Origin of the sequence: Paenibacillus thalictri (genome assembly GCF_004307995.1) — a bacterium.
Classification (GTDB): Bacteria; Bacillota; Bacilli; order Paenibacillales; family NBRC-103111; genus Paenibacillus_AF; species Paenibacillus_AF thalictri.
This window is the reverse complement of sequence record NZ_SIRE01000009.1, coordinates 21,141-44,733: the sequence shown is the minus strand read 5'-3', so window position 1 is coordinate 44,733 and position 23,593 is coordinate 21,141. Positions and strand designations below refer to the sequence as shown.

General features: G+C 48.1%; 20 protein-coding genes. 6 read left to right on the top strand and 14 right to left on the bottom strand.

Going from position 1 to position 23,593, the window contains the following annotated elements:
* Positions 1-98: 98 nt before the first annotated feature.
* Positions 99-1,343 carry a multidrug effflux MFS transporter gene (locus EYB31_RS13400; protein WP_131013854.1) on the top strand — a complete coding sequence of 415 codons (1,245 nt, stop codon included), beginning with the start codon at positions 99-101 and terminating at the stop codon, positions 1,341-1,343.
* Positions 1,344-1,432: 89 nt separating this feature from the next.
* Here the strand turns inward: EYB31_RS13400 and EYB31_RS13395 are convergent, their stop codons facing one another.
* From EYB31_RS13395 to EYB31_RS13375, 5 genes are all read right to left on the bottom strand, one after another.
* Positions 1,433-1,855: an SRPBCC family protein gene (locus tag EYB31_RS13395; protein ID WP_131013853.1), complete on the bottom strand. Its 423-nt coding sequence runs from the start codon at positions 1,853-1,855 to the stop codon at positions 1,433-1,435.
* 44 nt (positions 1,856-1,899) lie between these two features.
* Complete coding sequence (locus tag EYB31_RS13390; protein ID WP_131013852.1) at positions 1,900-2,784, bottom strand: AraC family transcriptional regulator; 885 nt, start codon at positions 2,782-2,784, stop codon at positions 1,900-1,902.
* Between the two features lie 186 nt (positions 2,785-2,970).
* Positions 2,971-7,233: an RCC1 domain-containing protein gene (locus tag EYB31_RS13385; RefSeq protein ID WP_165452402.1), complete on the bottom strand. Its 4,263-nt coding sequence runs from the start codon at positions 7,231-7,233 to the stop codon at positions 2,971-2,973.
* Positions 7,234-7,486: 253 nt separating this feature from the next.
* Positions 7,487-7,930: a cell wall hydrolase gene (locus EYB31_RS13380; RefSeq protein ID WP_131013850.1), complete on the bottom strand. Its 444-nt coding sequence runs from the start codon at positions 7,928-7,930 to the stop codon at positions 7,487-7,489.
* Positions 7,931-8,194: 264 nt separating this feature from the next.
* Positions 8,195-9,388: an S-layer homology domain-containing protein gene (locus EYB31_RS13375; protein WP_131013849.1), complete on the bottom strand. Its 1,194-nt coding sequence runs from the start codon at positions 9,386-9,388 to the stop codon at positions 8,195-8,197.
* A gap of 395 nt (positions 9,389-9,783) precedes the next feature.
* Here EYB31_RS13375 and EYB31_RS13370 point away from each other — a divergent pair, with 395 nt between their 5' ends.
* Positions 9,784-10,758 carry a C40 family peptidase gene (locus EYB31_RS13370; RefSeq protein ID WP_165452401.1) on the top strand — a complete coding sequence of 325 codons (975 nt, stop codon included), beginning with the start codon at positions 9,784-9,786 and terminating at the stop codon, positions 10,756-10,758.
* Between the two features lie 298 nt (positions 10,759-11,056).
* Complete coding sequence (locus EYB31_RS13360; protein WP_131013846.1) at positions 11,057-12,613, top strand: ABC-F family ATP-binding cassette domain-containing protein; 1,557 nt, start codon at positions 11,057-11,059, stop codon at positions 12,611-12,613.
* A gap of 60 nt (positions 12,614-12,673) precedes the next feature.
* On the opposite strand, the gene EYB31_RS13355 is transcribed toward EYB31_RS13360, so the two are convergent.
* The gene (locus tag EYB31_RS13355) at positions 12,674-13,462 is read right to left on the bottom strand and encodes a sugar phosphate isomerase/epimerase family protein (protein ID WP_240762395.1); all 789 of its coding nucleotides are present in this window, start codon (positions 13,460-13,462) and stop codon (positions 12,674-12,676) included.
* Between the two features lie 335 nt (positions 13,463-13,797).
* On the opposite strand from EYB31_RS13355, the gene EYB31_RS13350 reads away from it, so the two are divergent.
* The gene (locus EYB31_RS13350; protein WP_131013845.1) at positions 13,798-14,889 is read left to right on the top strand and encodes a PRK06851 family protein; all 1,092 of its coding nucleotides are present in this window, start codon (positions 13,798-13,800) and stop codon (positions 14,887-14,889) included.
* Between the two features lie 63 nt (positions 14,890-14,952).
* On the opposite strand, the gene EYB31_RS13345 is transcribed toward EYB31_RS13350, so the two are convergent.
* Together EYB31_RS13345 and EYB31_RS13340 are read right to left on the bottom strand one after the other, a co-directional pair.
* A complete protein-coding gene (locus tag EYB31_RS13345) occupies positions 14,953-15,405 on the bottom strand; it encodes a DUF2269 family protein (protein WP_131013844.1) in 453 nt (150 codons plus the stop codon).
* Between the two features lie 17 nt (positions 15,406-15,422).
* On the bottom strand, positions 15,423-16,151 hold the full coding sequence (locus tag EYB31_RS13340; protein WP_131013843.1) for an NAD(P)-dependent oxidoreductase: 729 nt from the start codon (positions 16,149-16,151) through the stop codon (positions 15,423-15,425).
* Positions 16,152-16,280: 129 nt separating this feature from the next.
* Between EYB31_RS13340 and EYB31_RS13335 the strand changes: the two genes are divergently transcribed.
* On the top strand, positions 16,281-16,637 hold the full coding sequence (locus EYB31_RS13335) for a winged helix-turn-helix transcriptional regulator (protein WP_131013842.1): 357 nt from the start codon (positions 16,281-16,283) through the stop codon (positions 16,635-16,637).
* Positions 16,638-17,050: 413 nt separating this feature from the next.
* On the opposite strand, the gene EYB31_RS13330 is transcribed toward EYB31_RS13335, so the two are convergent.
* Positions 17,051-17,380 (bottom strand): EthD family reductase, encoded by a 330-nt coding sequence (locus EYB31_RS13330; RefSeq protein WP_165452400.1) that lies wholly within the window; start codon positions 17,378-17,380, stop codon positions 17,051-17,053.
* 397 nt (positions 17,381-17,777) lie between these two features.
* Here EYB31_RS13330 and EYB31_RS13325 point away from each other — a divergent pair, with 397 nt between their 5' ends.
* Positions 17,778-19,022 (top strand): S-layer homology domain-containing protein, encoded by a 1,245-nt coding sequence (locus EYB31_RS13325; RefSeq protein WP_131013840.1) that lies wholly within the window; start codon positions 17,778-17,780, stop codon positions 19,020-19,022.
* Between the two features lie 298 nt (positions 19,023-19,320).
* Here the strand turns inward: EYB31_RS13325 and EYB31_RS13320 are convergent, their stop codons facing one another.
* The 5 genes from EYB31_RS13320 to EYB31_RS13300 all read right to left on the bottom strand — a co-directional run bounded on the left by EYB31_RS13320 (position 19,321) and on the right by EYB31_RS13300 (position 23,524).
* Positions 19,321-20,013 (bottom strand): DUF3888 domain-containing protein, encoded by a 693-nt coding sequence (locus EYB31_RS13320; protein WP_131013839.1) that lies wholly within the window; start codon positions 20,011-20,013, stop codon positions 19,321-19,323.
* 173 nt (positions 20,014-20,186) lie between these two features.
* Entirely contained in the window at positions 20,187-20,423 is a 237-nt protein-coding gene (locus EYB31_RS13315; protein WP_131014059.1) for a DUF6953 family protein, read from the bottom strand.
* Between the two features lie 208 nt (positions 20,424-20,631).
* A complete protein-coding gene (locus tag EYB31_RS13310) occupies positions 20,632-21,696 on the bottom strand; it encodes a DUF4037 domain-containing protein (protein WP_131013838.1) in 1,065 nt (354 codons plus the stop codon).
* A gap of 246 nt (positions 21,697-21,942) precedes the next feature.
* Positions 21,943-22,512, bottom strand: coding sequence for a dihydrofolate reductase family protein (locus EYB31_RS13305; protein WP_131013837.1), 570 nt, complete (start codon positions 22,510-22,512; stop codon positions 21,943-21,945).
* 370 nt (positions 22,513-22,882) lie between these two features.
* On the bottom strand, positions 22,883-23,524 hold the full coding sequence (locus EYB31_RS13300) for an HAD family hydrolase (protein ID WP_131013836.1): 642 nt from the start codon (positions 23,522-23,524) through the stop codon (positions 22,883-22,885).
* Positions 23,525-23,593 lie beyond the last annotated feature (69 nt).

The following is a 23,593-nucleotide window of genomic DNA, read 5'->3' as shown; positions in this document are numbered from 1 at the left end:
AAAACTGTTGTCAAAATCAACTCAGTTATGATAAAGTGGTGTAACAAAAAAAGATAAGAGTTCCGGATATGGAATGAAGAATAGGAGAACATCATACGATGACCGGTAAGAACAAACAGCAAGCCGTTAGACTTGCACTGCTTCTCGGCTTATTTTCGACACTTGGCCCTTTTACCATCGATATGTATTTACCCGCTTTTCCTCAGATTGTAGAACAATTCGGCACGACAGCTTCCCTCGTCCAGCTCAGCCTGACCGCCTGCTTATTAGGACTTGGCGTCGGCCAACTGGTTATGGGTTCTCTCAGTGACGTGTATGGCAGGCGCAAGCCGCTGCTCATATCCATGGCTATCTATGTTGTGGCATCGTTAGCTTGTGCGATCTCGCCGAGTATTTGGCTGCTGATCCTTGCACGGCTTGTGCAAGGTTTTGTTGCATCGGCAGGCATTGTCATCTCCCGCGCCATCGCACGCGATTTATTTAGCGGGCACGAGCTCACCAAATTTTTCTCGCTGCTCTTGCTTGTCGGAAATTTGGGGCCGCTGGTGGCGCCGGTGACGGGAAGTGGCGTTCTAGCACTCACGAGTTGGATCGGCGTCTTTATTGCTTTGGCACTCCTGGGGATCTACCTCCTGATCATTACAAAATGGAGACTCCAAGAGACGCTGCCGGTCGAGCGCCGCAGTCCCAGCAATTTCGCTCAGCAGCTGCGAAACTACGGGTCGCTTTTGCTTGATCGTTCATTTGTAGGTTATATGCTCGCACAAGGGATCATGATTGCGGGGGTTTTCGCTTACGTTTCCGGGACACCATTTATTTATCAAAATATTTACGGAGTTTCCCCTACGGTATTTGCACTGTTGTTTGGTTCCAACGGCATCACCTTGATCATCGGCTCGCAGTTGGTCGGCCGGATGGCTCACCGCGTGTCGGAGCAGACTTTCCTGCTGCTTGGTTTATGCCTTGCCGGCGCTGCCAGCATCGCGGTGTTATTGGTAGCCATTTTCCACGGACCGCTGTACGCACTCGTCATTCCGCTTGTTTTCTTCGTAGCTTCCATCGGTATTACATCCACTGCCGCTTTTCCTCTTGCGATGGAGAGCCAGGGGCATATGGCGGGTAGTGCGGCTGCGCTGATGGGCGTTATTCCCTTTTTGCTCGGCGCGGTCGTTTCTCCGCTAGTTGGCATTGCAGGGGAAAACACGGCAGTTCCGCTGGGCGCCATCATTCTATGCACTAGCGCAGCGGCAATGCTTTCTTATTTCCTGCTGGTGAAAAAAGCGGCAAAAGAGAAAGCGCAGCTTATCCAACCAAGCAAAGCAGCTAGAAGTGAACTTTCATAATGCCATTTTGTCTACACCATAACTCGCATAAGAAGCCTAGGCCGAATAATTAGCCTAGGCTTCAAATATTCATTCGCAGTGCTGCCCAACTAGCCCTCACTGTTCGCTTCCGCGCGTTCCATTCTGACCTTTAGAGACAATAAATCTCGCTCGACCATCCCTGCATCCACAGCAAATCGTTCGTCCGACATTTCAGGCAGCTGAAGCAGCGTAAAAAGCACCTCGCACCCGGAGCCGTTCGGAACAACGCGCATCGGATTCATGATCCGGCTGCCGGAGGGCAGCGTCACTTCGTGATCCAGCACACCAAATGGATTTTTTTCCACGAATCTGAAAGTCATCCGGCCTTCCGTCGTTTCGAGAATCCACGCATCGCCCGCCTGCTGCACTGACTGACAAAAGGAGATCAGCCATTCCGGGAGATTGTTCCCGTCCCACACATATTCACAGACCTCGGCGGGCTTGCGGTTGATGGCAACGCTCAACGTTTTTGATGGAAAAATGCCGCTCATTTCATCATCTCCTAAATATTTCGTCTCGGTTTTATTATAAAGATTCACTTACGAGCGGGATTGTAAAAATCGGACATCCTTCGATATTCCCTTGCTGCGATGAGCGGTGTCTCCCCATAAAATCTTTTGAAATCATGAATCATATGCGCTTGATCGAAGAAACCGCGCTCTAATGCAAGCATCCGCATATCCGCTTCCCGATTCACGTTGAGATCGCAAACAAGGGTTTGAAAACGGACGATATCGCAAAACGTTTTCGGACTGAAGCCGATCCGCTCGATAAATTTTCGGTTCAGTTGCCTTGCGCTGACCACTTCCTTCTCCGCCAATTCGCGGACTTTAACATTCCCCATGGCCGCAAAAATACGATGAAGCAGGTTAGCCGTCAAGTGATCGGCTGCCATTTCATTCTTCATGGCGATGGTCAACAGGAAACGCTCCATAACCTGCACTTTGGCGTCCAGTGTCGCCGCTTCCATGATGCGCTCGCCGATTTGGCCGGCTATCCCCGGCCAAATTCCATCCAAATCCTGATGCCGATTGGAAAATTCGGCCATGGACGCGCGGATGAACGAATAGGATCCGCCCGGGAAGAAACGTACCCCGAAGCTGCGAACCGGGCGCTCTGTATCGTAACGGAGCAAGAACGGATGATCGAACATGCCGCAATAACGGATTTGATAATGGTGATCGCGAAGATTCTGCTCGAAGATAATGTCGGTGCATCCGTCAGGCAGCACCCGGTCGACGACCGTTATGTCCGCAGCGTCTGCAGATAAGTCCGGCGGGAAACGCGGCTCGGACGACCAGTAACATGCGACATAGGGCCTCAGTTCAGGCGAGGGCAGGATCTCTATATAGCGGTGGGAGGCGACTCTGCCGTTCGCTTGGATCGGCCGGTACAGCAAGTGCAAAGAAGGATTCATCATAATCACCGTTTATTTTAAAATAGCGAGTGCATCCATAATAGTCATATGGATTATTATAGCCCGAATCCGTGAGTATTGTTATTTGAAAAAGAATACGGCAGCTAGGAACTTGACTCCAAGTCCCTGGCTGCCGCGATTCATTTATAATTTAAGAAGGTTTCCTTCCCTACGATCTCCCAGATACCATTACTGCGGTGAGATCAAGTTAAAACCAGCTACTACGCCAGGCGTTGAGCGGCTATTATTTCCTCCGTCGCCAAGCATGCCATTGTAGCCATCGCCCCATGTCCAAACCGTTCCGTCCACTTTGAGGGCAATCGTCGTGTTTCCTCCACCCCCAGTAATGGCGATCACATCCGTGAGTCCGTTGATAACCGCAGGAGTATTCGTATCATTACTATGACCAAAACCTAGCTGACCGTTGCCGTTATACCCCCATGAATAGATATTGCCGCTAACATCTTGGGCAAATGAGTTATAATCCCCAGCGCTAATCATCTTAATTTGAGATAAACCCGGGACTTGAACGGGAACCAGCCGGTTCGTATTTGTTCCGTCTCCTATTTGACCTCTATCGTTGGAACCCCAAGCATATACCGTACCCGTAACCGTTAATGCCAATCCATGCGTATTGCCCATATGGATCGAGGCAATCTGCGGCAGGCCGGTTACTTGAACTGGCTCTGTTCTATTGGTCGTCGTGCCATCGCCCAATTCCCCGTGCGAATTGATGCCCCATGCCCAGACGGTTCCGTCTGATTTTAACGCATAAGTAGCCGCCCATCTGCCTTGTAATGCAATCACATGATCCAGACCGGTAACCTTAGCCGGTGTTCCATAATCATCCCATGCCCAGACGGTACCGTCGCTCTTTAAAGCTAAAGATTTCGATCCGCCCTCTGACGAAATGGCAACTATATGATCAAGACTGCTTAACACACTAGGCGTATTCGCTGATCCTGCCCCCCACCTCCAGACTTGGCCGCGTGAGGTCAGTGCCAATGTTTGGCTCATAGCACCTTGTACAGCAATGATATCTTGGGGCAGGCCCGGTACCGGATATCGCTGAGGATGCGTTGTCATCGTCCCGTCTCCTATTTGGCCACCCCAGTTTGCTCCCCACGTATAGACTTGTCCGTTTCTGTCCAACACCACCATATGGCCCGCTCCCTCAGACAATTGATTGACTGGAGTTATGGTGATAGGATCAACTGAATAATTTAGCACGTTGGAGTACACGTTGTTTGAAACTGTTGCATCGGTGATTTGCAGATGGATATTATGCAATCCGGTACTTAAAGCGTCCAATAAAATAGTAAGGGTGGTCCCGGTTGCGTCTCCCGATCCTACAAGTGTAACGCCATCCGTATCGTATACTTTCACTTTGTTTCCGGAGTCTATATTGCTCACGTTAATAACCGGCATGTGGTTCGATAAAGAGCCATCCAACTGCACGTTGGGCATTGCTCGAACTTTGCTGGAAGCCATTTGTTCAACAGCCGCGCCCGTGGTCGGCGGTGTTGCGTTTTTTGGCGTAACTTCAAAAGAGATATACTTACCTACATCTGCACTCTGCAGTACATAGGTTAAGCTGGTTGCTCCTGTGATTTTCGTATGGTTCGTGTACTGCGTGTTATCCGAACGGTACCATTGATATGTCGTCCCATTCTCGGCATCACCGTTAGCATCCTCATACGTATAGGTGCCGGTTAACGTCTGACCTTCTGTGGTTGTACCGCTAATCGACACATTTTTTGCTATAGGAGCCGCAGGGGCTTTCACTACGACTGTCGTTGCTGCACTTTCCACTGCCGCACCTGTTGTCGGCGGTGTTGCGTTTTTTGGCGTGACTTCAAAAGAGATATACTTGCCTACGTCTTCATTCTGAAGCAAGTAGGTTAGACTGGTCGCACCCGTTATTTTCGCATGATTCGTGAGCTGCGCGTTATCCGACCGGTACCATTGATACGTCGTACCGTTCTCGGCATCCCCGTTAACGTCCTCATACGTATAGGCGCCTGTTAACGTCTGACCTTCTGCGGTTGTCCCGCTGATCGATACATTTTTTGCTGCAGGAGCCGCAGGGGCTTTCACTACGACTGTCGTTGCCGCACTTTCCACCGCTGTCCCCGTTGTCGGCACTGTTGCGTTTTTTGGCGTGACTTCAAACGAGATATACTTGCCTACGTCTTCATTCTGAAGCAAGTAGGTTAGACTGGTCGCACCCGTTATTTTCGCATGATTCGTGAACTGTGCGTTATCCGACCGGTACCATTGATACGTTGTCCCGTTCTCGGTATCCCCGTTAGCGTCCTCATACGTATAGGTGGCTGTTACCGTCTGACCTTCTGTAGTTGCCCCGCTGATCGTCACATTTTTTGCCACAGGAGCCGTAGGAGCTTTCACTACGACTGTTGTTGCTTCACTTTCCACCGCCGCACCCGTTGTCGGCACTGTTGCGTTTTTTGGCGTGATTTCAAGGGAGATATACTTACCTACGTCTTCACTCTGCAGTACATAGGTTAGGTTGCTCGCACCCGTTATTTTCGTATGATTCGTGAGCTGCACATCATCTGACCGGTACCATTGATACGTTGTACCGTTCTCGACATCCCCGTTAGCATCCTCATATGTATAAGTGCCAGTTAACGTCTGACCTTCTGTAGCCGTCCCGCTGATCGTCACATTTTTTGCCACAGGAGCCGCAGGGGCTTTCACTACGACTGTCGTTGCCGCACTTTCCACCGCTGCACCCGTTGTCGCTAAAGTTGCGTTCTTCGGCGTAACCTGGAAAGAGATATACTTACCTAAGTCTTCACTCTGAAGCACATAGGTCAGATTGGTTGCATCTGCTATTTTCGTATGATTCGCAAGCTGCGCATCATACGAGCGATACCATTGATATGTTGTCCCGTTCTCGGCACTACTATATGGATCAGAGTAAGTATAAATACCCGTCAACGTCTGCCCTACAGCTGTTGTTCCACTGATGGAAACGCCGGAAGCTGTCGGTGGGTATTTAACCCAAGAACTTGATGAACCTGAACTTGATGATGAGCTTGGTGTCGTAGCTGGTTGTGATTCTGGTGTTTTTATCGACGAAGGCGGGTTTTCGAACGTTGATCCGGGCACGTTCACCGTTGCTGCGACAATCGTACCTTTACCCAGTATGTTAACAACGGCATCCAGAACAAGCGAATTTACAGTCATGCTCTGACTTAAGTTAACTGATGTTCCAGCAGATGCAGAGCTGACGCTCATGGTATTAATACTGCCTTCCGGCAAATCCACTTGAGCTTGAATGGAGCTTACATTCACTGTATCAAATGAGCCTTGCAGAGTCACTTTCGAACCCGCCGGCAAATCCGAACTTACATTTACATTCCCAAAGCCAAATCCTGACGCGCTTGAGTTTTTGAGTGTTGCCGGAGAATTCACGATAACTAAGGCTATCGTTGTTGCGCCTTCCGATACAATTCTGACAACGCCTGTCCCTGATTGTTTATCGATAACTACATCAACAAGGACAGAGTTATTAAAGTGAATACTGTTCTCTCCGCCACCACGGACCGTTACTTTTCCTGTAACCTTTACATTTTCCAGAAAAGCATCCCCCGAACCGATGCCTTCACCCAAAAGCAAGTCCCCATTAATCACCATGTTTCTTAAAGTGACCCCAGGTGCATTGACGGCAACGTTCTGATTAACAGTCTCTACACCTTCTTTCGGCCCGTAAGTGCCGGCTTGGTCAAATGCAACTACATGCGCTTGCATTTGCGTTTGTGCTTCCGCTGCTCGCCCCAACGTGACTACCGCTTCTGCACGAGTAATAAACGCTGTTGGTTTAAATGTATGATCTGAACTGTAGCCTTGCATAATCTTCGCGGCAATTACCGCGTTAATTGCATCTTTACTCCAACTGGCAAGCCCGGCTGCATCCGCAATGATTGCATTTCCCTCGGCATGAGCCGTGTTCAATTTCAACAGCCTGCTGACGATGACAGCTACTTCTTGTCTGCTAATAGGAAGATTCACACCTATAGTGCCATCCTCATAGCCGGTAATATATCCTGCTTGTACCGCTTTTGCGATATCAGCGTAGGCCCAACTGCTCGATGGCACATCATGAAATGATATTGCAGTTTGTGCGGTAAACCCAAACGCCCGGTTGACCAATACGATAAACTCTGCTCGGGTAATCGGGCTGTCTGGCTTAAAGCTGCCATCTTCATACCCTGTTACAAAACCCTTATCGATCCATGCAGAGATTTGATTTTGCGCCCAATGTCCATGAATGTCCGTTGCATCAGATGCTTTGGCTTGTACAACCGGTCCAAAGTATGAGCACAATAAACATGCAATAACAACGAACACCATACAATTTTGATTCTTTCTCACAACACGCCTCCAACATTTCTCTGTCATAAAAGCTTCATTATCAAGCCCCAATGGCGGGAAACCCACGTCATTTTTCGCCATTGTTCCTAACTATACGACTATATTCGCTATAAAAAAATCCCCCAAACGGGGGATTTGGGGGATCGATTAGGTATGCTGTGAGCTATTTTCCAAAGTCTTCTGACCGAAAAAAAAGTATCTTCAGCATTACATTAAACGCAAAAGAGAGGCAGTGAGCCCCTCTTTTGCGTTTCCGGCGGAATCATCTTTATTCAAAGAGATCCTGAATTTTGCGCTTAAAGAATTAGAATGTAGAATATACATTTTCACATTCTTCCGCGGTTGGCTCATAAAAACAGTGCTTTCTAAACCTTCCTACAAGCGGCTGATTATACCAAGTTGGTGGACATGGTCCGGGATTTTCGAACGTTCCTGGGCGGAAATACCATAGCGAGAATTTGGCCGGCCAATTCCGCTCTCCATTCACAGCTCGTTGCGCCAAACGGCGTTCCCTCTCTCTTGCGTTTTGATAATACATACCATGTTGCAACGCTTCGAACGCATGCGGCTGGTTGATCATTTGGGGAATTGTCCGGATTCCTTTAAAATCGGAGCAATTCGCTCTTATTCGGTTAATGCCAACATTTCCAACAAGGAGCATGCCCGTTTCGCCTTCGGTCTCAGCTTCAGCCCGAAGCAACCTTGCCAACATATCGATATCCTGTTTCCTCGCTTTTACGACTGCCATTTGCTCACCTCTTTAGATTCCTAGATCATCATATTGTAGGTGAAGCGGATGTGTTACTCCGGCAGAACAAAGCGCGATAATATGTGACGATTTCTTCAACAAATCTATCCTGCTCTCATGAATATGAGCAGACCTGCCCGTTAGTCGAACCAACAAGAGCAGATCGCCGCGGCGCCTGCTCCAGTCGTAATCATTTCACGATCATCCCCGTTACATGAATAAGCCCCCGGAAAAATCACCGCATTTTTCGTACATGTCGTCAATTTAGGGAAGATCTACTCCCTTCCTCCCAATAACTACTCGAACTCCGGAATCAGTTTCAATAATCTTGACTTGTCTGCCATCGTAACTAAGGATTTTGCCTATGTACTCAGAGACATCCTTGCCACTATAACCATCATCCATAATTTTAAATAAAGTCTGGTAACTTTCAGGAAAATAAAATTTAAACACTTCCCTTGCAATATAGGGAACTTTATAATCTTCTGGAGTATATTCCGTACCTTTCCAAACTCTAAAATCGATCTGAGCAAGGAAGCGGTCACCGCCAAGTATAGAGAAGCTTTTAAGTACAGTAGTTTTTGCACGGGAGTTATACCACGCTCCATTGCTAAGAGCTACAAGTCCCAGCTCTTCATCTAATGCTTTCCAATTCGCTTTTTGATCAGAATCCGATGCTGTCGATTTTATCAATGGCGGAACCCACCCGGCAGGTGGTTGATACGGAAGATCGGGTACCCAATTGGATTCCTCTTTCGTTTGTTGTTCTACCACAACTTCTGTTGGCTGCTCAGCAATGTCCGGTGCAGTAACTTCAGGTATATTAGCTAACTTGGATGAATCCGAGGCCTTCTTTGGTCTTGGTTGCGCACTCTTATTTCCATGTTCCAACAAATTCTTAATGAACTGCGCTGCTTCAGCACGTGTCAGTAATCCTGAGCCATTGTAGCCGGAAATTGTTACATGATGCGGATCACTGCCGCTTGCAAGAGAGTTTCCAAGCATATATCTGATTGCATCATTGTTTGAGTAATTCACTCCTTGTGTAGAGGAAATGAGTTCTGCTACTCTCGTGCGGGATATCCCTGCGCTTCTGATTTGAGGATCGCTGGCCCCCATAACCGGGTAATTATTTACGATGGCATACTCGTAATAGGGTCTGTCCCACTCATTACCTTGACCACTCTTGATATCGGGGTTATACGCACGAACGAGCATAGCGAGAAATTCAGACTCAGAAACATTCTCATTCGGTTTAAAAGAGCCATCTTCATAGCCATTAGCAATCCCCTGTCTTATTGCCCACTCGATGGTGTCTTTCCCCCAGTGCGATTGGATATCTGAGAACATGATTACAGATGACTCAGCTTGTGCACGATGGCTGCCCAGCATCATACAAGCTGATTGAGTGCTTAGAATTGCAATAGATAATGACAAAATGGAAAGCTGTTTTTTCATGAAATAACTCCTCTGGATGGAAGAAATTGAATAACTTATTAATTATACAAGAAATACACCGATATTTCTGTGAAATCACTCAGCTATACAAGAGCAAGGGGAAGATAATAGCTAAAGAAGTCACTGGTCCAAGAGGATCTTGGGGGTTCAACCAACCGCCGTGCAGCGCCGCAACGAGCGCTCGGGATCGCACGCGCTGGAACATTCGATACACTTCTGCTGGAACAGCGATTTGATAAGGGGCCCGGCATGACAAGTCCAAGGCAGCTGCTTGGCGTTTAATTTATACATGTAAAAATTGGATTGCCCTGTCTGCGCTCCGCTCCCGCCAAAATAATTAAGTTTCTCCGAACTTTGTAGAGACAATGAACTACATCTACATCGGGAGGCACATCATGGCGAAAAAGTCACTGCTCTATACGGCGCTTGGGCTTGTTGTTTTTGCGGGAGGGCTCGGCTCGGGCGTATCCCTTGCTTCAGGTCAACTGAAGCAGGTAACGGCGGATCTGGCACCTTTTTATTGGAAGGCGGGGGATGCCCGTTTTTCCGCGGTCGATGGATATAACGACGGTACCGAGCAGCTTCCAGGCAGCTTGAACTATAAAGGGACGACGTACATTCCGATTCGGCTGCTGACGGAGACGCTCGGTTACGAGGTCGGTTGGGACGATGCGACGAAAACCGCCACGATCCTCGATCCGGCCCGCAGCGACGACCCGGCATCGGATATGCCCGCCCCCTCTAAAACCGAATACATGCCCGGCGCCGCTGAACTGAGATCATCCGCCGTTATGCTGGCGCAAGCGGACAAAAATGCAGCGGTGTTGGAGACACTCACCGCCGGTACGAAGGTGGACGTTACGGCGGAGACAAGCCGGGACTGGCTTGCCGTTGCCGTGAACGGCCGCACCGGGTATGTCGCCGCATCGGCGACGGACTACCGGTTTAAGGCGGATCGCCCGGCTTGGGAGCAGAAGGCGGACGACGTGATCGCCGCGGGGCTGAAGCATATGGGCGCCCCCTACGAATTCGGGGCATCCTCGAAGCAAACCGATACGTTCGATTGCTCCTCGTTTACCCGATATATATTCGGTCAGAACGGGGTGACGCTTCCCCGCGATTCCCGGCAGCAAAGCCAGACCGGCCAAGACGTGAAGATCGAGGATGTGCGCAGGGGCGATCTGCTGTTCTTCACAACGCCGCAGCGCAAAAACGAGAAGGGGCTGCAGCGAATCGGGCATGTCGCCGTTTATTTGGGCGATAACAAGCTGCTGCATACGTATCGCGTTGGTATCGGCGTTACGGTAACCGAGCTGGATTCGAATTGGAAGGGACGCATCGTCTCGGCCAAACGTGTCATTTCTTCATAAATCTTGTGAGCGATGACGAGCTGCGTCAGCTCCACGACGATATAGCCGGGGCTGCATCCCTGCTCACGGAGCGCACGATGAAGTCGGCGGCTTGCGCCGCGGACATGCCGTCCGCCTACGTCGGGACACCCCTGCCGCTCAAACCTAGCTTGGTTGACGTCACCTTTGGCCATAAGTGAGAAAGATAACACGTATCGCAAAAATCCAAAGTCTGGCGGGCTTCGGCGGATTGAGTTCCGGCCCCATTCTCATTTATAATAGAGGCTGATAAATAGACCAGGAAGAAAAGGTGTCATTGATGAGCATATTAAATGTAGAACGGTTAAGTCACGGGTTTGGGGATCGGGCGATTTTTAACGATGTGTCCTTTCGGCTGCTCAAAGGGGAGCATATCGGGCTGATCGGCGCGAACGGCGAAGGCAAGTCCACCTTCATGAATATTATTACAGGCAAGCTGCAGCCGGATGAAGGCAAGATCGAATGGTCCAAGCGGATGCGCGTCGGTTACCTTGATCAGCATGCCGTGCTGAATAAAGGAATGACGATCCGCGACGTGCTGAAGGGCGCTTTTCAGTACCTGTTCGATATGGAGCAAGAGATGAACGACATGTACGCCAAGATGGGCGAAGTGTCGCCTGAGGAGCTGGAGCAGCTGCTCGAGGACGTCGGCACGATTCAAGATACGCTGACAAACCAGGATTTTTATATGATCGACTCCAAAATCGAAGAAACCGCACGTGGTTTAGGCTTGACCGACATCGGCCTGGATAAGGACGTCAACGACCTGAGCGGCGGACAGCGGACGAAGGTGCTGCTGGCCAAGCTGCTGCTCGAGAAGCCGGACATTCTGCTGCTGGACGAGCCGACCAACTACCTCGACGAACAGCATATCGACTGGTTGAAGCGTTATCTGCAGGAATACGAAAATGCGTTTATTCTGATCTCTCACGATATTCCATTCTTGAACAGCGTCATCAACCTCATCTACCATATGGAAAATCAGGAGTTGGCCCGCTACGTCGGCGACTACGACCATTTCCAGCAGGTCTATGAGATGAAAAAACAGCAGCTGGAGTCCGCCTATAAGCGCCAGCAGCAGGAAATCGCCGACCTGAAGGATTTCGTGGCACGCAATAAGGCGAGTGTGGCCACGCGGAATATGGCGATGTCGCGTCAGAAGAAGCTCGACAAGATGGATGTGATCGAGCTGGCGAAGGATAGACCGAAGCCGCAGTTCAATTTCAAGGAATCGCGAGCGTCGGGCAAACTGATTTTTGAAACCTCGGAGCTCGTAATCGGTTACGACAGCCCGCTGTCGCGGCCGCTGAACCTGCGTATGGAGCGTGGGCAGAAGCTGGCGCTCGTCGGCGCAAACGGCATCGGGAAAACGACGCTGCTGCGCAGCATCCTCGGCGAGATTCCGGCGCTTTCGGGTTCGGTCCAGCGCGGCGAATATTTGCACATCGGTTATTTCGAGCAGGAAGTGAAGGATGCGAACTACAACACGTGTATCGAGGAAGTGTGGAAGGAGTTCTCTTCGTTCACTCAGTTCGAGGTACGCGCGGCACTCGCGAAATGCGGGCTGACGACAAAGCACATTGAGAGCAAAATCGCGGTACTGAGCGGCGGCGAGAAGGCGAAGGTGCGGTTGTGCAAACTGATTAACCGCGAAACGAACCTGCTCGTGCTCGACGAGCCGACGAACCACCTGGACGTGGACGCGAAGGAAGAGCTGAAGCGCGCGCTGAAAGCGTACAAAGGCAGCATTCTGCTGATCTCACACGAACCGGAATTTTACCGGGACGTCGTGACGGAGACGTGGAATTGCGAATCGTGGACAACGAAGGTGTTTTAGGAAATGAAACGAAATGGGGGCGTCGGCGTAATAGCCGGCGCCTTTAACCTTTGTAACTTGTTAGCGTAAGGCTTCCAGCCTTTTTGCCCGCTCAAACGCTTTATGCAAAAACTCTTTAGCCGATAAATGCTCATAATCCCAGTTCATGGCCTCTATTGCAGTCGCGCCTGAATAATTTGTTTTCGTAATTTTTTTCATCGTTGTAGACCAATCCATCGTGCCGTCGAAGGGTAACCCATGTTGAGCATGACTCCCGTTATTGTCATGTAAATGTAGTGCCATCATCCGGGAACCAAACATGGATAATAAATCGTCGCTTGGATAGTGGCGGTAGTGATGCCTGCAATCATAACAGAATCCGATTCGCGGGGAATCTACCTGCTCCAGCACATATGCTACGTTGGCAAGGTTCCGTAAATTCTCTAGTGCAACATTGACACCGAGATGTTCAGCTTTTTCAGTGATTCTCTTGATTCTATCCAGTCCCAATGCGTTATATGGTTTGTCTTCGCTCGGCAGGTGCACCACCATTGTCGGAATCTCAAACTCGGCGCAATCTGCAACACATTGCAAATAACAATCGGTTAAGGCTTCACCGTCCAGATTGTCAAGCCAGAGGCTGTTCTGGTTTTTGATAGGCGCATGGATATTTTCTATAAAAAGACCCGCTTCTCGCGCAATTTGCGGCCCATTGCGGTAATCGTTCCGGTTAAAATCTTCACTCCACCATAATAAAACCCCATCAAATCCAGCCGCTTTTATGAACTGGTAACGATCCTTAATCGGCAATTCATAACCAAACCAATCATAAATGGTAATCATAAGCAAATTCCTTTCTTGTTTTTTCACCGGTAAATTGATAACAAATAACCTTCTCGTTTTCCCAATAATTGGTTGACGTGAAGTTATGTTATTACACTATGAATGAATTGGCAAACCTTAAAAACACACGTTTGCTTTCGAGATAGAAACATACATTCGCCCTACTGTGCCTGTTTATTGGGTTTTCAGAAAACGAGATCTTTGTTTATCTTTATATATCTCAATATTATAAACACCTCTGTACACCATCCGGAATAAGTTGAATCATAGGCATCTAACCCATATGCGCTTATATCCCTACCGATCCATGACAAATGCGAATTTTGCTGGTCACAGGATAGGCGCGCAAAGGAGTGTTCAGGTTGATTGACAATGCATCCCACTATTTTGCCCGCGGCAATACAGCACGCGGAGCTCACTTTTTGTATAAATCGGCTTTCCAAGGGCTTGATAAAATTCTTGTCCTGACGGGTCCCTCTGGTACAGGTAAATCTACAATCATTCGTAAATTAGCGGACAGTCTGGTGGACAGAGGGCAGCACGTGCAATACTTCCATTCCCCGCTTCGGCCGAATGAGCTGGACGGCATGATTGCAACCGAATTAAAGATTGGTATTGTCGATGGGCAAGCCAGCGAGTGGATCATAGAGGACAGCGCAGCTGCAACCATTGAGTACGATTTCGGAGCGGCGCTTGATAACAGAGGTATTTCCACGGAAACTCTTGGAACGATCGAAGAGCTCAAAGGAAAGCTCATCGATGCTTATTCCCAAACATATGAATCCTTTGCAACCGCTTTACGGATTCATGATGAATGGGAAAAATTTTATATCGAAAGCATGGACTTCGGTAAGGCCGACCAAATCACGCAGGAGCTGATTCAGGAATTGTACGCTGGTCATGAAAACTCGACACCATCGATTGGACGTCACTTGTTTTTCGGGGCAGCGACTCCGAAGGGTGCGTTTGATTTTATTCAAAGCTTGACAGCTCAGTTGAACAGGCGGATTTTTATCAAAGGAAGACCGGGATCCGGTAAATCCACGCTTCTGAAAACACTTGCTGCCGCAGCCGAGAAGAAAGGCATCGAAGTTCAAGTGTATCATTGCGGTTTGGATCCAAACAGCCTAGATATGCTGATTTTCCCGCAGTTGAGTTCAGCTATTTTCGACAGCACCGCCCCTCATGAATACTTCCCGGATCGGGACGGGGATGAGATCTTGGATATGTATGAACGCGCCATGACCCCAGGGACGGATGAAACCTATGCAGCGGAAATAGCCGCAATTAAAGAGCGGTACTCGGCAAAGATGAAAGAAGCCACCTCATATTTGGCGGCAGCTGAAGCCATCGATTCACAGATCAAATCCTTTTATACGGCTGCGACGGATTTTTCAATTGTTGAGAAACTGCAACTCCGGCTGCAGTCAGAATTACTGAACCCAAGCCTATAGCAGCTGGCGTAATCGTTTTAAGGCCATCCTTTTGGGGAATGGCCTTTTTACGTCATGATGTTATTAAAATGGCTTAACGACCATAAGTACGGTTATGGCAATCATCAGCAGTTGTGCCGTCGACTCAAGCAGCGTGATCTTTCTCATCGACCGTGTTAACCCGGCAGGAACTTCATCCCCTTGGCTTTGGCGTTCTGATACAATCTGCATGATCTTTTTCATACGTGGTTCGATCAATCCGCCGATCATCACGATCATGAGTAGTGATAAGAGGATGGATAGATTCAACCACATTTGGGATAAACCCATCTTAGTTATGATCATAAGCCAAATACCGGTAACAATAAGTACCGCTCCGCCAATCTTAGGCAGTAGGGCAAGCTTGGTCGTTATACTGAAAGCAAAGCGCAGTTGGCCGGCGGTTCTGGCGGATCTTCGGATGAAGGGGACCACGAAAGCGGTACCGATTACGGCAATTGTAGCCAATATATGCAAAACGAGAAGCAATCCTAACAAACCAGTCCTCTCCTTCCTCAACACACCGGAATATCGCTACGGTAGGCGAGACCGACCCTCTTCCTTTTAAACGGCCCTGCAAGCTCGATATGGTTCAGCATGCAATTCGCAACCTCCTCGTAAGCGACATCCAGCTCTTGAAACCGGCTGAACAAGTAACCGGCCATATCGGCCTCGGAAAATTCCTTTATCGTTTCCGGAATCGCTACGGGCAAGGTTTCCGTTGTCACATGCAAACGAACCGGCGCCGGATGCTCTATCGAATCAACCATCGTTCCCGGGCACATAACAGACCAATCGAGCTGAGTCTGCCGCAGCCGTTCAAGATTCCGATTATGATTTTTATACATGGGTGGGAAGCCCGGTAAATTGTTACCAATGAGATCGGTATATGGAATATCCAGTAGGCCGGCGCCTCCTATTAACCATACCCGCCCAGGAAAGCTCGGGTGAATTTCACATTGGCTTACAATGTTATCGACGATACGAACGAACTCTTCTCCTTGGCCTGCATTTCCAGCTGCAATAATAGCTACTTCTTGATTGGAGAGCGCCTCGTAAACGCTTTCCGGGTCCATGATATCCCGCACTATCACTTTCACATGCTGTACGAGATGCTCACCTTGCTGTTCATAAAGCTTCTCAGGATTTCGCACAAATGCAGTCATTTCGTGTCCCATCTTAACCCCTTGCGCCAACACTCTTCTTCCCGTATTTCCCGTTGCTCCGAAAACAATGATTTTCATCGACCGTTCCTCCTTGTAATTACATCTTCGAATTGACTCAAGCTTAGCATCGCTCTAAAATCTTGTTAAGAACCCACTTTCATGTAGGGTACTCACTTTAAAGTAAGCATGGGCAGGAGGAGGGATATCATGTTTGTCCGCGCGGAGGCTGGGGCGGAAAGGAAATGCCCTATTGAGACAGTGATTCAAGTAGTGGGTGGCAAATGGAAGCCTTTGATCTTATGGCATTTGTTGGACTCTACCAAGAGGTTCAGCGAACTGGAGAAACTTATTCCCGAGGTAACCCAGAAGATGCTGGTGCAGCATCTGCGGGAACTGGAGACCGACAGGTTAGTGACACGTACGATTTTCCCTTCGGTTCCTCCTAAAGTGGAATATGCGCTCAGTGAATATGGAAAAACGCTGATCCCGGTTTTGGAAGTCATGTGTGCGTGGGGCGAAAATCATAATGGTCCCAGCTTAAAGCAGGTTGCCACGGTAACGTGAAGTCGTTTTTTGTCTTAGGCAGCTCCCTTTCAGTTTCCACGAAGACTCAATTTGCTTATTTTCTTAGCCATAGTAGTGAACCTTACGCTAGTCGGTTTTTGTTCTGAAATCCCGATCATTTCCCTGAACATTGTTTATGACAAGCTTACTTAATTCTTCATCGCGTTAAGTCCAGTTCACACGGCTATTTACGACGCTACGAGAACGCCTCCGTTTTATTGGGCGTTCTTTGTCTTGTATGAGGGAACCCATTCCGCTCCTGAGCAATACTTCGCCGCGGCGCCTGCCCAGTTGTAACCATTTCACTTTCATTGCCTAGTAGTTAACATGTGCTAATATTTATTTAGAAAAATGAATATCCAACGTGGCAAACTGCTCCTTCTTTAGGTTCAACTATCGTTCCCCCTCGTAGTTTAGCCGGTTACTGGAAACGATGTGACGATTTCTTCAATAAATATATCCTGCTCTCCGATGTAATATTTAGAAACGTCATCTTGCAAAGCTTTAATTCTTGGGTCTTTAATAAATGACTCTAAAGCTTCCCTAGATTCAAAATACAGAAGAAATACAAATGAATAGGGTACAGGCGAACCGTCTGCTGAAGATAAAACCCTTTTGACCTCGTACTTGGAAGCTCCCATTTCAAGAACGGTTTTCCTGGACATGTTGGGAAGGTGCGAATTGAAATAATAGTTTTCGTCAAATGGGATATCCCGTTTGTAACAGAATGTCAATACAATCATGACTTCAACTCCCTTCTGGATGATGAGGCCATTATAAAGCATGACATTAGTGGTACAGTCAAATATCAATTTAAGCAAACCTGCCCGCTCGTTCAGCGGGCTGTCGATGATTCCGTCAGCTCGTTTGTTACTATAGTCTCCGACGCAACACCATTATGGGATAGTTAGCACCGCTTTACCAGCAATTTCACGGTTCAAAAGGGGCCATGCATGAGATTCAAATGAGTCTTTCACCTTATTGCGTCTTTCGATCTAGTACAAAGGCAATAAACAGCAAAGTCGAATGTTTAGGAAAAATGTAGCTTCCCCCGCTCTCCATTTCCTCGTATTCTAGGGAAGTCGCGGACGCAGTAGGTCCGCTTACACCAATAGACGGCAAATCGGAGGAAACAGCGGCATGAAAGGTCGAATTGGCAAGAAATTTTTATTTTTATTGGTAAGTACATGGGTCTTGGGGAGTGCAATAGCGGCGCCTGCGAGTGCAGCGACGGAGTTTCGCGACATAAAGGGACATTGGGCGACGCAGACGGTGAATCATCTGGTCGGGGAGGGGATCTTGGACGGTTTCCAAGACGGCACATTTCGGCCGGACGAACCTGTAACAGCCGATCAATTCGTCAAAATGCTTATCCTATCGTACTCAGATCAATACCCGAACGGTGATCGCAGCTGGAAGCAGCCTTTTGTACAATCGTTAAGCAAATTGAACCAATCGATTTTGCAGCGGGACTATAGTGATTTTACGTTCACGCCGAGCAGCAGCGGCTATTGGGCGAAGCCTTTTATCGATGTGGCAAGCGACCTGAATTTCGTAAGCAAGAGTTCCTTCCCGGATTTCAAAGTCAATTTGAAGCGGGAGCAGGCGGCGGAAATCGCTTATTACACGATCAAGGCAACCGAGTTTCTTGAAGACGAGTCCTTTAGTATGCAGGCTGCAGCCGGGATGGGCGATTTTGCGAGCGCCAAACCGCGAGAACAGAAATTTATGGCGGAAGTGCTCACGAAAGGCATTATGGACGGGTATCCCAACGGCTATTTCGGTATCGGGCAATATGTAACCCGTGCGGAATCGCTGACCATTCTTGAACGGCTTACGGATCGTTCCAAACGGGTTCACACTAAAGAAGCAGCGGCGGAATCGAATACGCTTATTGTGCCGACTAAGGACGGCAAGTACAAGAAAATCGTTTTTCCATCCGATAAAATGAAGAAGGCCTACAGTGTCATCGAACAAGCGGGTTACACGCGAGGAACGAATTACGATCTCACGGAAACGACGCTGCAGTTGTTTAAAGATGCAGATGCCAAAGCGAAGGCGTTGAACGGCAGGATCTCGGATGCAAATACGCATTACGATGAGGTTTCGCTGTGGCTGGAGCCTGTCTACAATACATCCGGCATCACGATTCGAAAGCAAGAAGGCGTGCTCGCACGAAATCAGGAAGCGATTGATGCGTTCGTGCGCTATTTTTTCAATTATGACGCCGCGACATTTAAGCAGCTTTTCGGACAAGCAATGGATCATTTTCAGACAGGTCAACTTATGGACAACAGCATAACAACCATAGGAGGTTATAACGTAGATATTCGTACGGCGGATAACGGCGACTCGATCGTTTTTTCCATCACTGAAAACAATTAAGCCAATTTGCTAACTTAACAAAACCACATCTTATGGATAATACGGGTAGCATGGGCTTCGTATCTTGGCGAAGCGCGCTGAACGTGACCGATAAGGGGTGGTTTTGTTCTATGAAAAAAGCAATCTGTTCGTGCAGCATCATGCTTATGCTTAGATTTGGCGGGCTTCTCGAAGGATCGGCAGCTCCATTTCTTATCGGTTCAGCGGCCAGAATCGGCGCTTATTGAAGATGTCCAAGGAAGTGGGAGCAGCTGCCAGCCGCGGCGATCTGCTCCCTGGACATTGAGCGAGTCTTTCGTTACTTCAAAAGATTTTGGTAATTGGGGAGAAAGTCATCCTTGTCAGGTCCTTTAAGATGTTCAAAATTTTTAAGCTCAACTCCAGCCGACGTGATCCGATATGTAAGTACATCTTCACCGACAGGTATATGCGGACCGACTATGGGTTGAACATCTACTGTGATTAAAAAATCAAAGCCTCGAAAAGCAGCTACCCTTTCAACGCTCTTCACATTTACAGAATCCGGATGGATAATGGGTGGTATTGTAATAACATCTTTGTATACATCGGCAAGTTTCTCTTGCATATGCGGAAGTAGACTTAGGACAAGCATATCTTGTAGCTGCAGTTCCTTTGAGTCCTCAAGCGGCTTATTACCGGCTGCGTTTGAAGTTTGCTCTGAAAGAGCCTCTTCAGCAACATAGTGAACATCTATTTTTTGTTTGTTATCCGTCTCAGGAGAAGCTTCTGTGTATTTTACAAGAGCGCCACTGCTTTCAGCGAATAAACGAAGAGGTACATAGGCCTTGTTATTATAGTTCAGCACCTCTTCACCTTCCTGTAGTTGTACTTCTTTGGAGAGTCCGTTAGCTAGAAAAAAAGTAACTTTACTTGGAAAACTTGTTGCTTCAATTGCACTCGAAGCAAATACAGAAGTTGTTGCCATTAAGATGGCACCACTCAACACACCTGCAATAAAATGTTTCTTCAATTCGTCCTCTCCTCTTCCAATGTAAAATTCTTCTATTCATATGACGAAGCCAATGTACTGTTTGTTGCAAACACGTATAATTAAATGCCGCCAATATACATACGATTCAAGGGAATGAGAAGCTGCTGCGCTATGATATAAAAAAGAGACCAGCATGACGGCTAGTCCCTTCCTTATGTCCAACCCCAGAAAAAACCGTCCCGATCCCAAGCGGCTTTTCCGCTGTGGAGCTTTTTGAAAACCTTCTTTACATTCTTATCAATCGACGCATTCCCGTTCTCATTCACGTAAATAAACTGCTCTCCGAAATTTGTACGAATGTAGTTCACGGCCTCCTCTTGGTACAAAATTCCCGCGAACCTCACCTTCTCCAGCATCCATTCGGCCACCTGCTCGGCTGTTGCTTCCATGGTCATCTTACCAACCTTCCAATCGAAAAAGTGGGTCTATCTTGATCTGCTTCATCTTTGATTATATCACCAATGCTACCAATGCCATAACGGCATTCCCTCACTGTTTCACTAAGCGTAACTGCCCGTTACTTCAAAAAATAGGGACAGTTCGCCGCGTCGGCTGCCCATGTGATATTTATAAGCATTCGTTCACCGTTAGCGTAATCTACAACAAGCGTTCAAAGAATGCACGAATTGGGTTTGTTTCACCAGATGGTGATTCGAACCGTTCCCTTATAGCGCGAAAATCAGTGCTATCGCTGATTTGGTCGATGCCGCCAAACTTATAAGCAGCTAGTTTACGTAACGATGAATCCTCAATCATAGAAACCAATGCTTCTGCAAAACGGCTACCGCCGATTACCGAAAATGGTCGATCGAAGAAAGGAGTTACTTTTGCATCAATCGGTTCGGTCAAATGCAAATCGTTATGCATCTGTGCAATGATTTGATAAGAATTGGCCAGAGCTTGCACACGCTCTTGCCAATCTTTTGCATTTTGGGCTTCTTTCAGATAAGGGAATAGCTTATTTGAACAATCAAGTTGCCGGAAAGCGGTTCCGAACCATTTAGGATAAGGGGCATAACGTCGTTCGATTAAGAAACACAAGCTCATTACGTCTCTAATGAGCCGAGATGCAATAAGAGCAGACCCCAGCTCATCACCAACATAGCCTGCTCGGGGCATAAGATGCTCCTCCTGCCCGATACGATTCCAAACCGATGCCATCAGAAATAGCCAAACATCCTTCGGATAATAACTTAAGTGCGTGCGTGCAGTTGTCAGTTCGCCGAAATCATCCCGGAAGACAGCTCCGCCCGTAAGCTCTGCCAACGTCTGTGAAGGGATAGTTAACCAGTCGAGTAATTCCAATCCCTCGAAATTGGAGCGTGGGAGTCCTAATCGTCTGCCGTAATAGGCGGAGACAGTGGTAACAATCGTTTGATCGACATGGAGCGGATAACCATTAAACATAGCGGGCGCTGTCGTATGGAGGGCCGCCCAAATGGATTCCCTCTGGGACACGTCGGCTTCGCGGATAAATATCAGCACACGTGGGCCCCAATCGTGGTCGCGCGACATCGGAGTATCAAAACCTAGAACTTCGCTACCCGGGCCTACAAGCGCTGATGCATACATTAATGAGGACATAGCAGACGAAAGACGAGGCACAATATAATTTTCATAAAACAATTGGCTTAACTGAATACCTGGGGTATGGTCGCTCACGCTTTGAAGCTCCTTTCAGCAAGTGAAAGCTTGGAATTAAATAGAATATTGGTATAGACGACATAACAGATAAATTGTTGCACTAAAACTGCCCCCTTCAAAGAACAGGGGCAGTTCGCCGCGTCGCCTGCCCCTGTGATATTTATTGCCCTCGTGCCCTTTAATTAAACAGCCTGCCGGATCACGCCGGCAGGCTGTTAATTAAAGTAACGTCCCCGTTAGAGCGGAACATCTTGTACGGCGCGGCTATTTCTCTAACTCATAGCGGGTCGCGATAATGCCCGACTTGAGCGTTCGGCTGGACAGCAGCTTGAGCCTGATTTTCTCGATGCCGCCGTCGAATACCGATTTTCCCCTGCCCAGGACCACCGGGCAAATCGTCAGCAGGAATTCATCGATCATGCCAAGCTCAAGCAGCGTCTTCGCAGCCCCCGGGCTGCCGAAGATAACGAGATTTTTGCCAGGCTGCTCCTTGAGCGCTTTGATTTCCTCTGCGATATTGTCCTTGACCAGCATCGTATTGTTCCATTCCGCCTTGTCCATCGTGCCGGAAATGACGATCTTCTTAACATCCTGCAGCCATTTAGCATGCTCTATATCGTGCCTCGACGCATTCGGATCATCCAACAGCGCGGGCCAGTAGCTCTCCATCATCTGATACGTAGTACGTCCGTAAACGGGAGCGCCGACTTCCGCTACGACCTCCTCGGCGTATTTCTCTAATTCCTCGTTGTACGGAATCCAATCCAGTCCTCCGTTCGAATCTGACGCATACCCATCCAGCGACACATGCATGAACAATACGAGTTTTCTCATGTCCGTTTCTCCTTCGATTTCGAATTTATCTTGTTCGATGATTTGGCCATTGCCCTGTGTTTTGTCCTGCTGTTACGTTCACTATACATCATGACGTTACGTAAGGTTCAAGGGGGAATCTGAATTTTTTTGCAGACAACAATGTTACGCAAAACTGCCAGATAGCTTAATGAAAATAGGAAACGACTGCCGCGGCAGTCATTCCCTGAATCGTTTCAACTCTCAAATCATCAGTAAGATTAATTCAACCCGAACATGCCATGGTACCCAGTAGCCAAGCTCCGCGTTCCACGGGCATCACGTGAGTCCGCGCCGCCCGCACTGCTCTTCACTTTTAAAGTGAGTACGGGACACGCTGACGTATGCTCTCTCAGGTTACATTCAGAATAATGTCCTTTAGTTCAATCAAAGTCTTGATTCGATAGCTGGCCTGTGAGAAGTCATGTGTTTTTGTGAAGTCGTTATGGACAATTGCACAGTCGATACCAGCCGCCACAGCTGAGTTCAACCCTCTGTTTGAATCCTCTACAACCAGGGTCTCTTCTTTGGTAGCTCCGAAGTGCTTTAGGCCGGTCAAGTATGGTTCCGGGTGCGGCTTGGTGCGCTCGTAGTCTTCGCGAACAAGGACGAATTCCATAAATTTTCTAATCTGGCGCTTTTCATGAATAAGCTCGAAATCCACACGTTTTGCAGTCGTCACGATGGCCATGCGGACGTACTTTGACAGTTCGGCTAGAGTTTCAACTACACCTTCAACCTCTATAGCTTCTGTTCTTAGATATTCCTGATAATAGACGTTACGGACCTCACGCTGCTTGCTGATGGTCTGTTCATCAATACCTGCCGCCCTAGCTTGGGACCAAGTGCCCAATGACTGGGTCATGTCGCGGAGGTATTGATCTTTATCCAAGGTAAATCCAATGTCAGCCAGAGCACGTTCTCCCGCTTTGTAATACCAGAATTCAGTATCAACCAGAACACCATCATGATCGAAGAGAATGTACTTTTTCATTGTTTCGTTCTCATCCCCTTGCGTACCTGTTACTTACATAATGACTATACAATTAATTGATACAAAAGC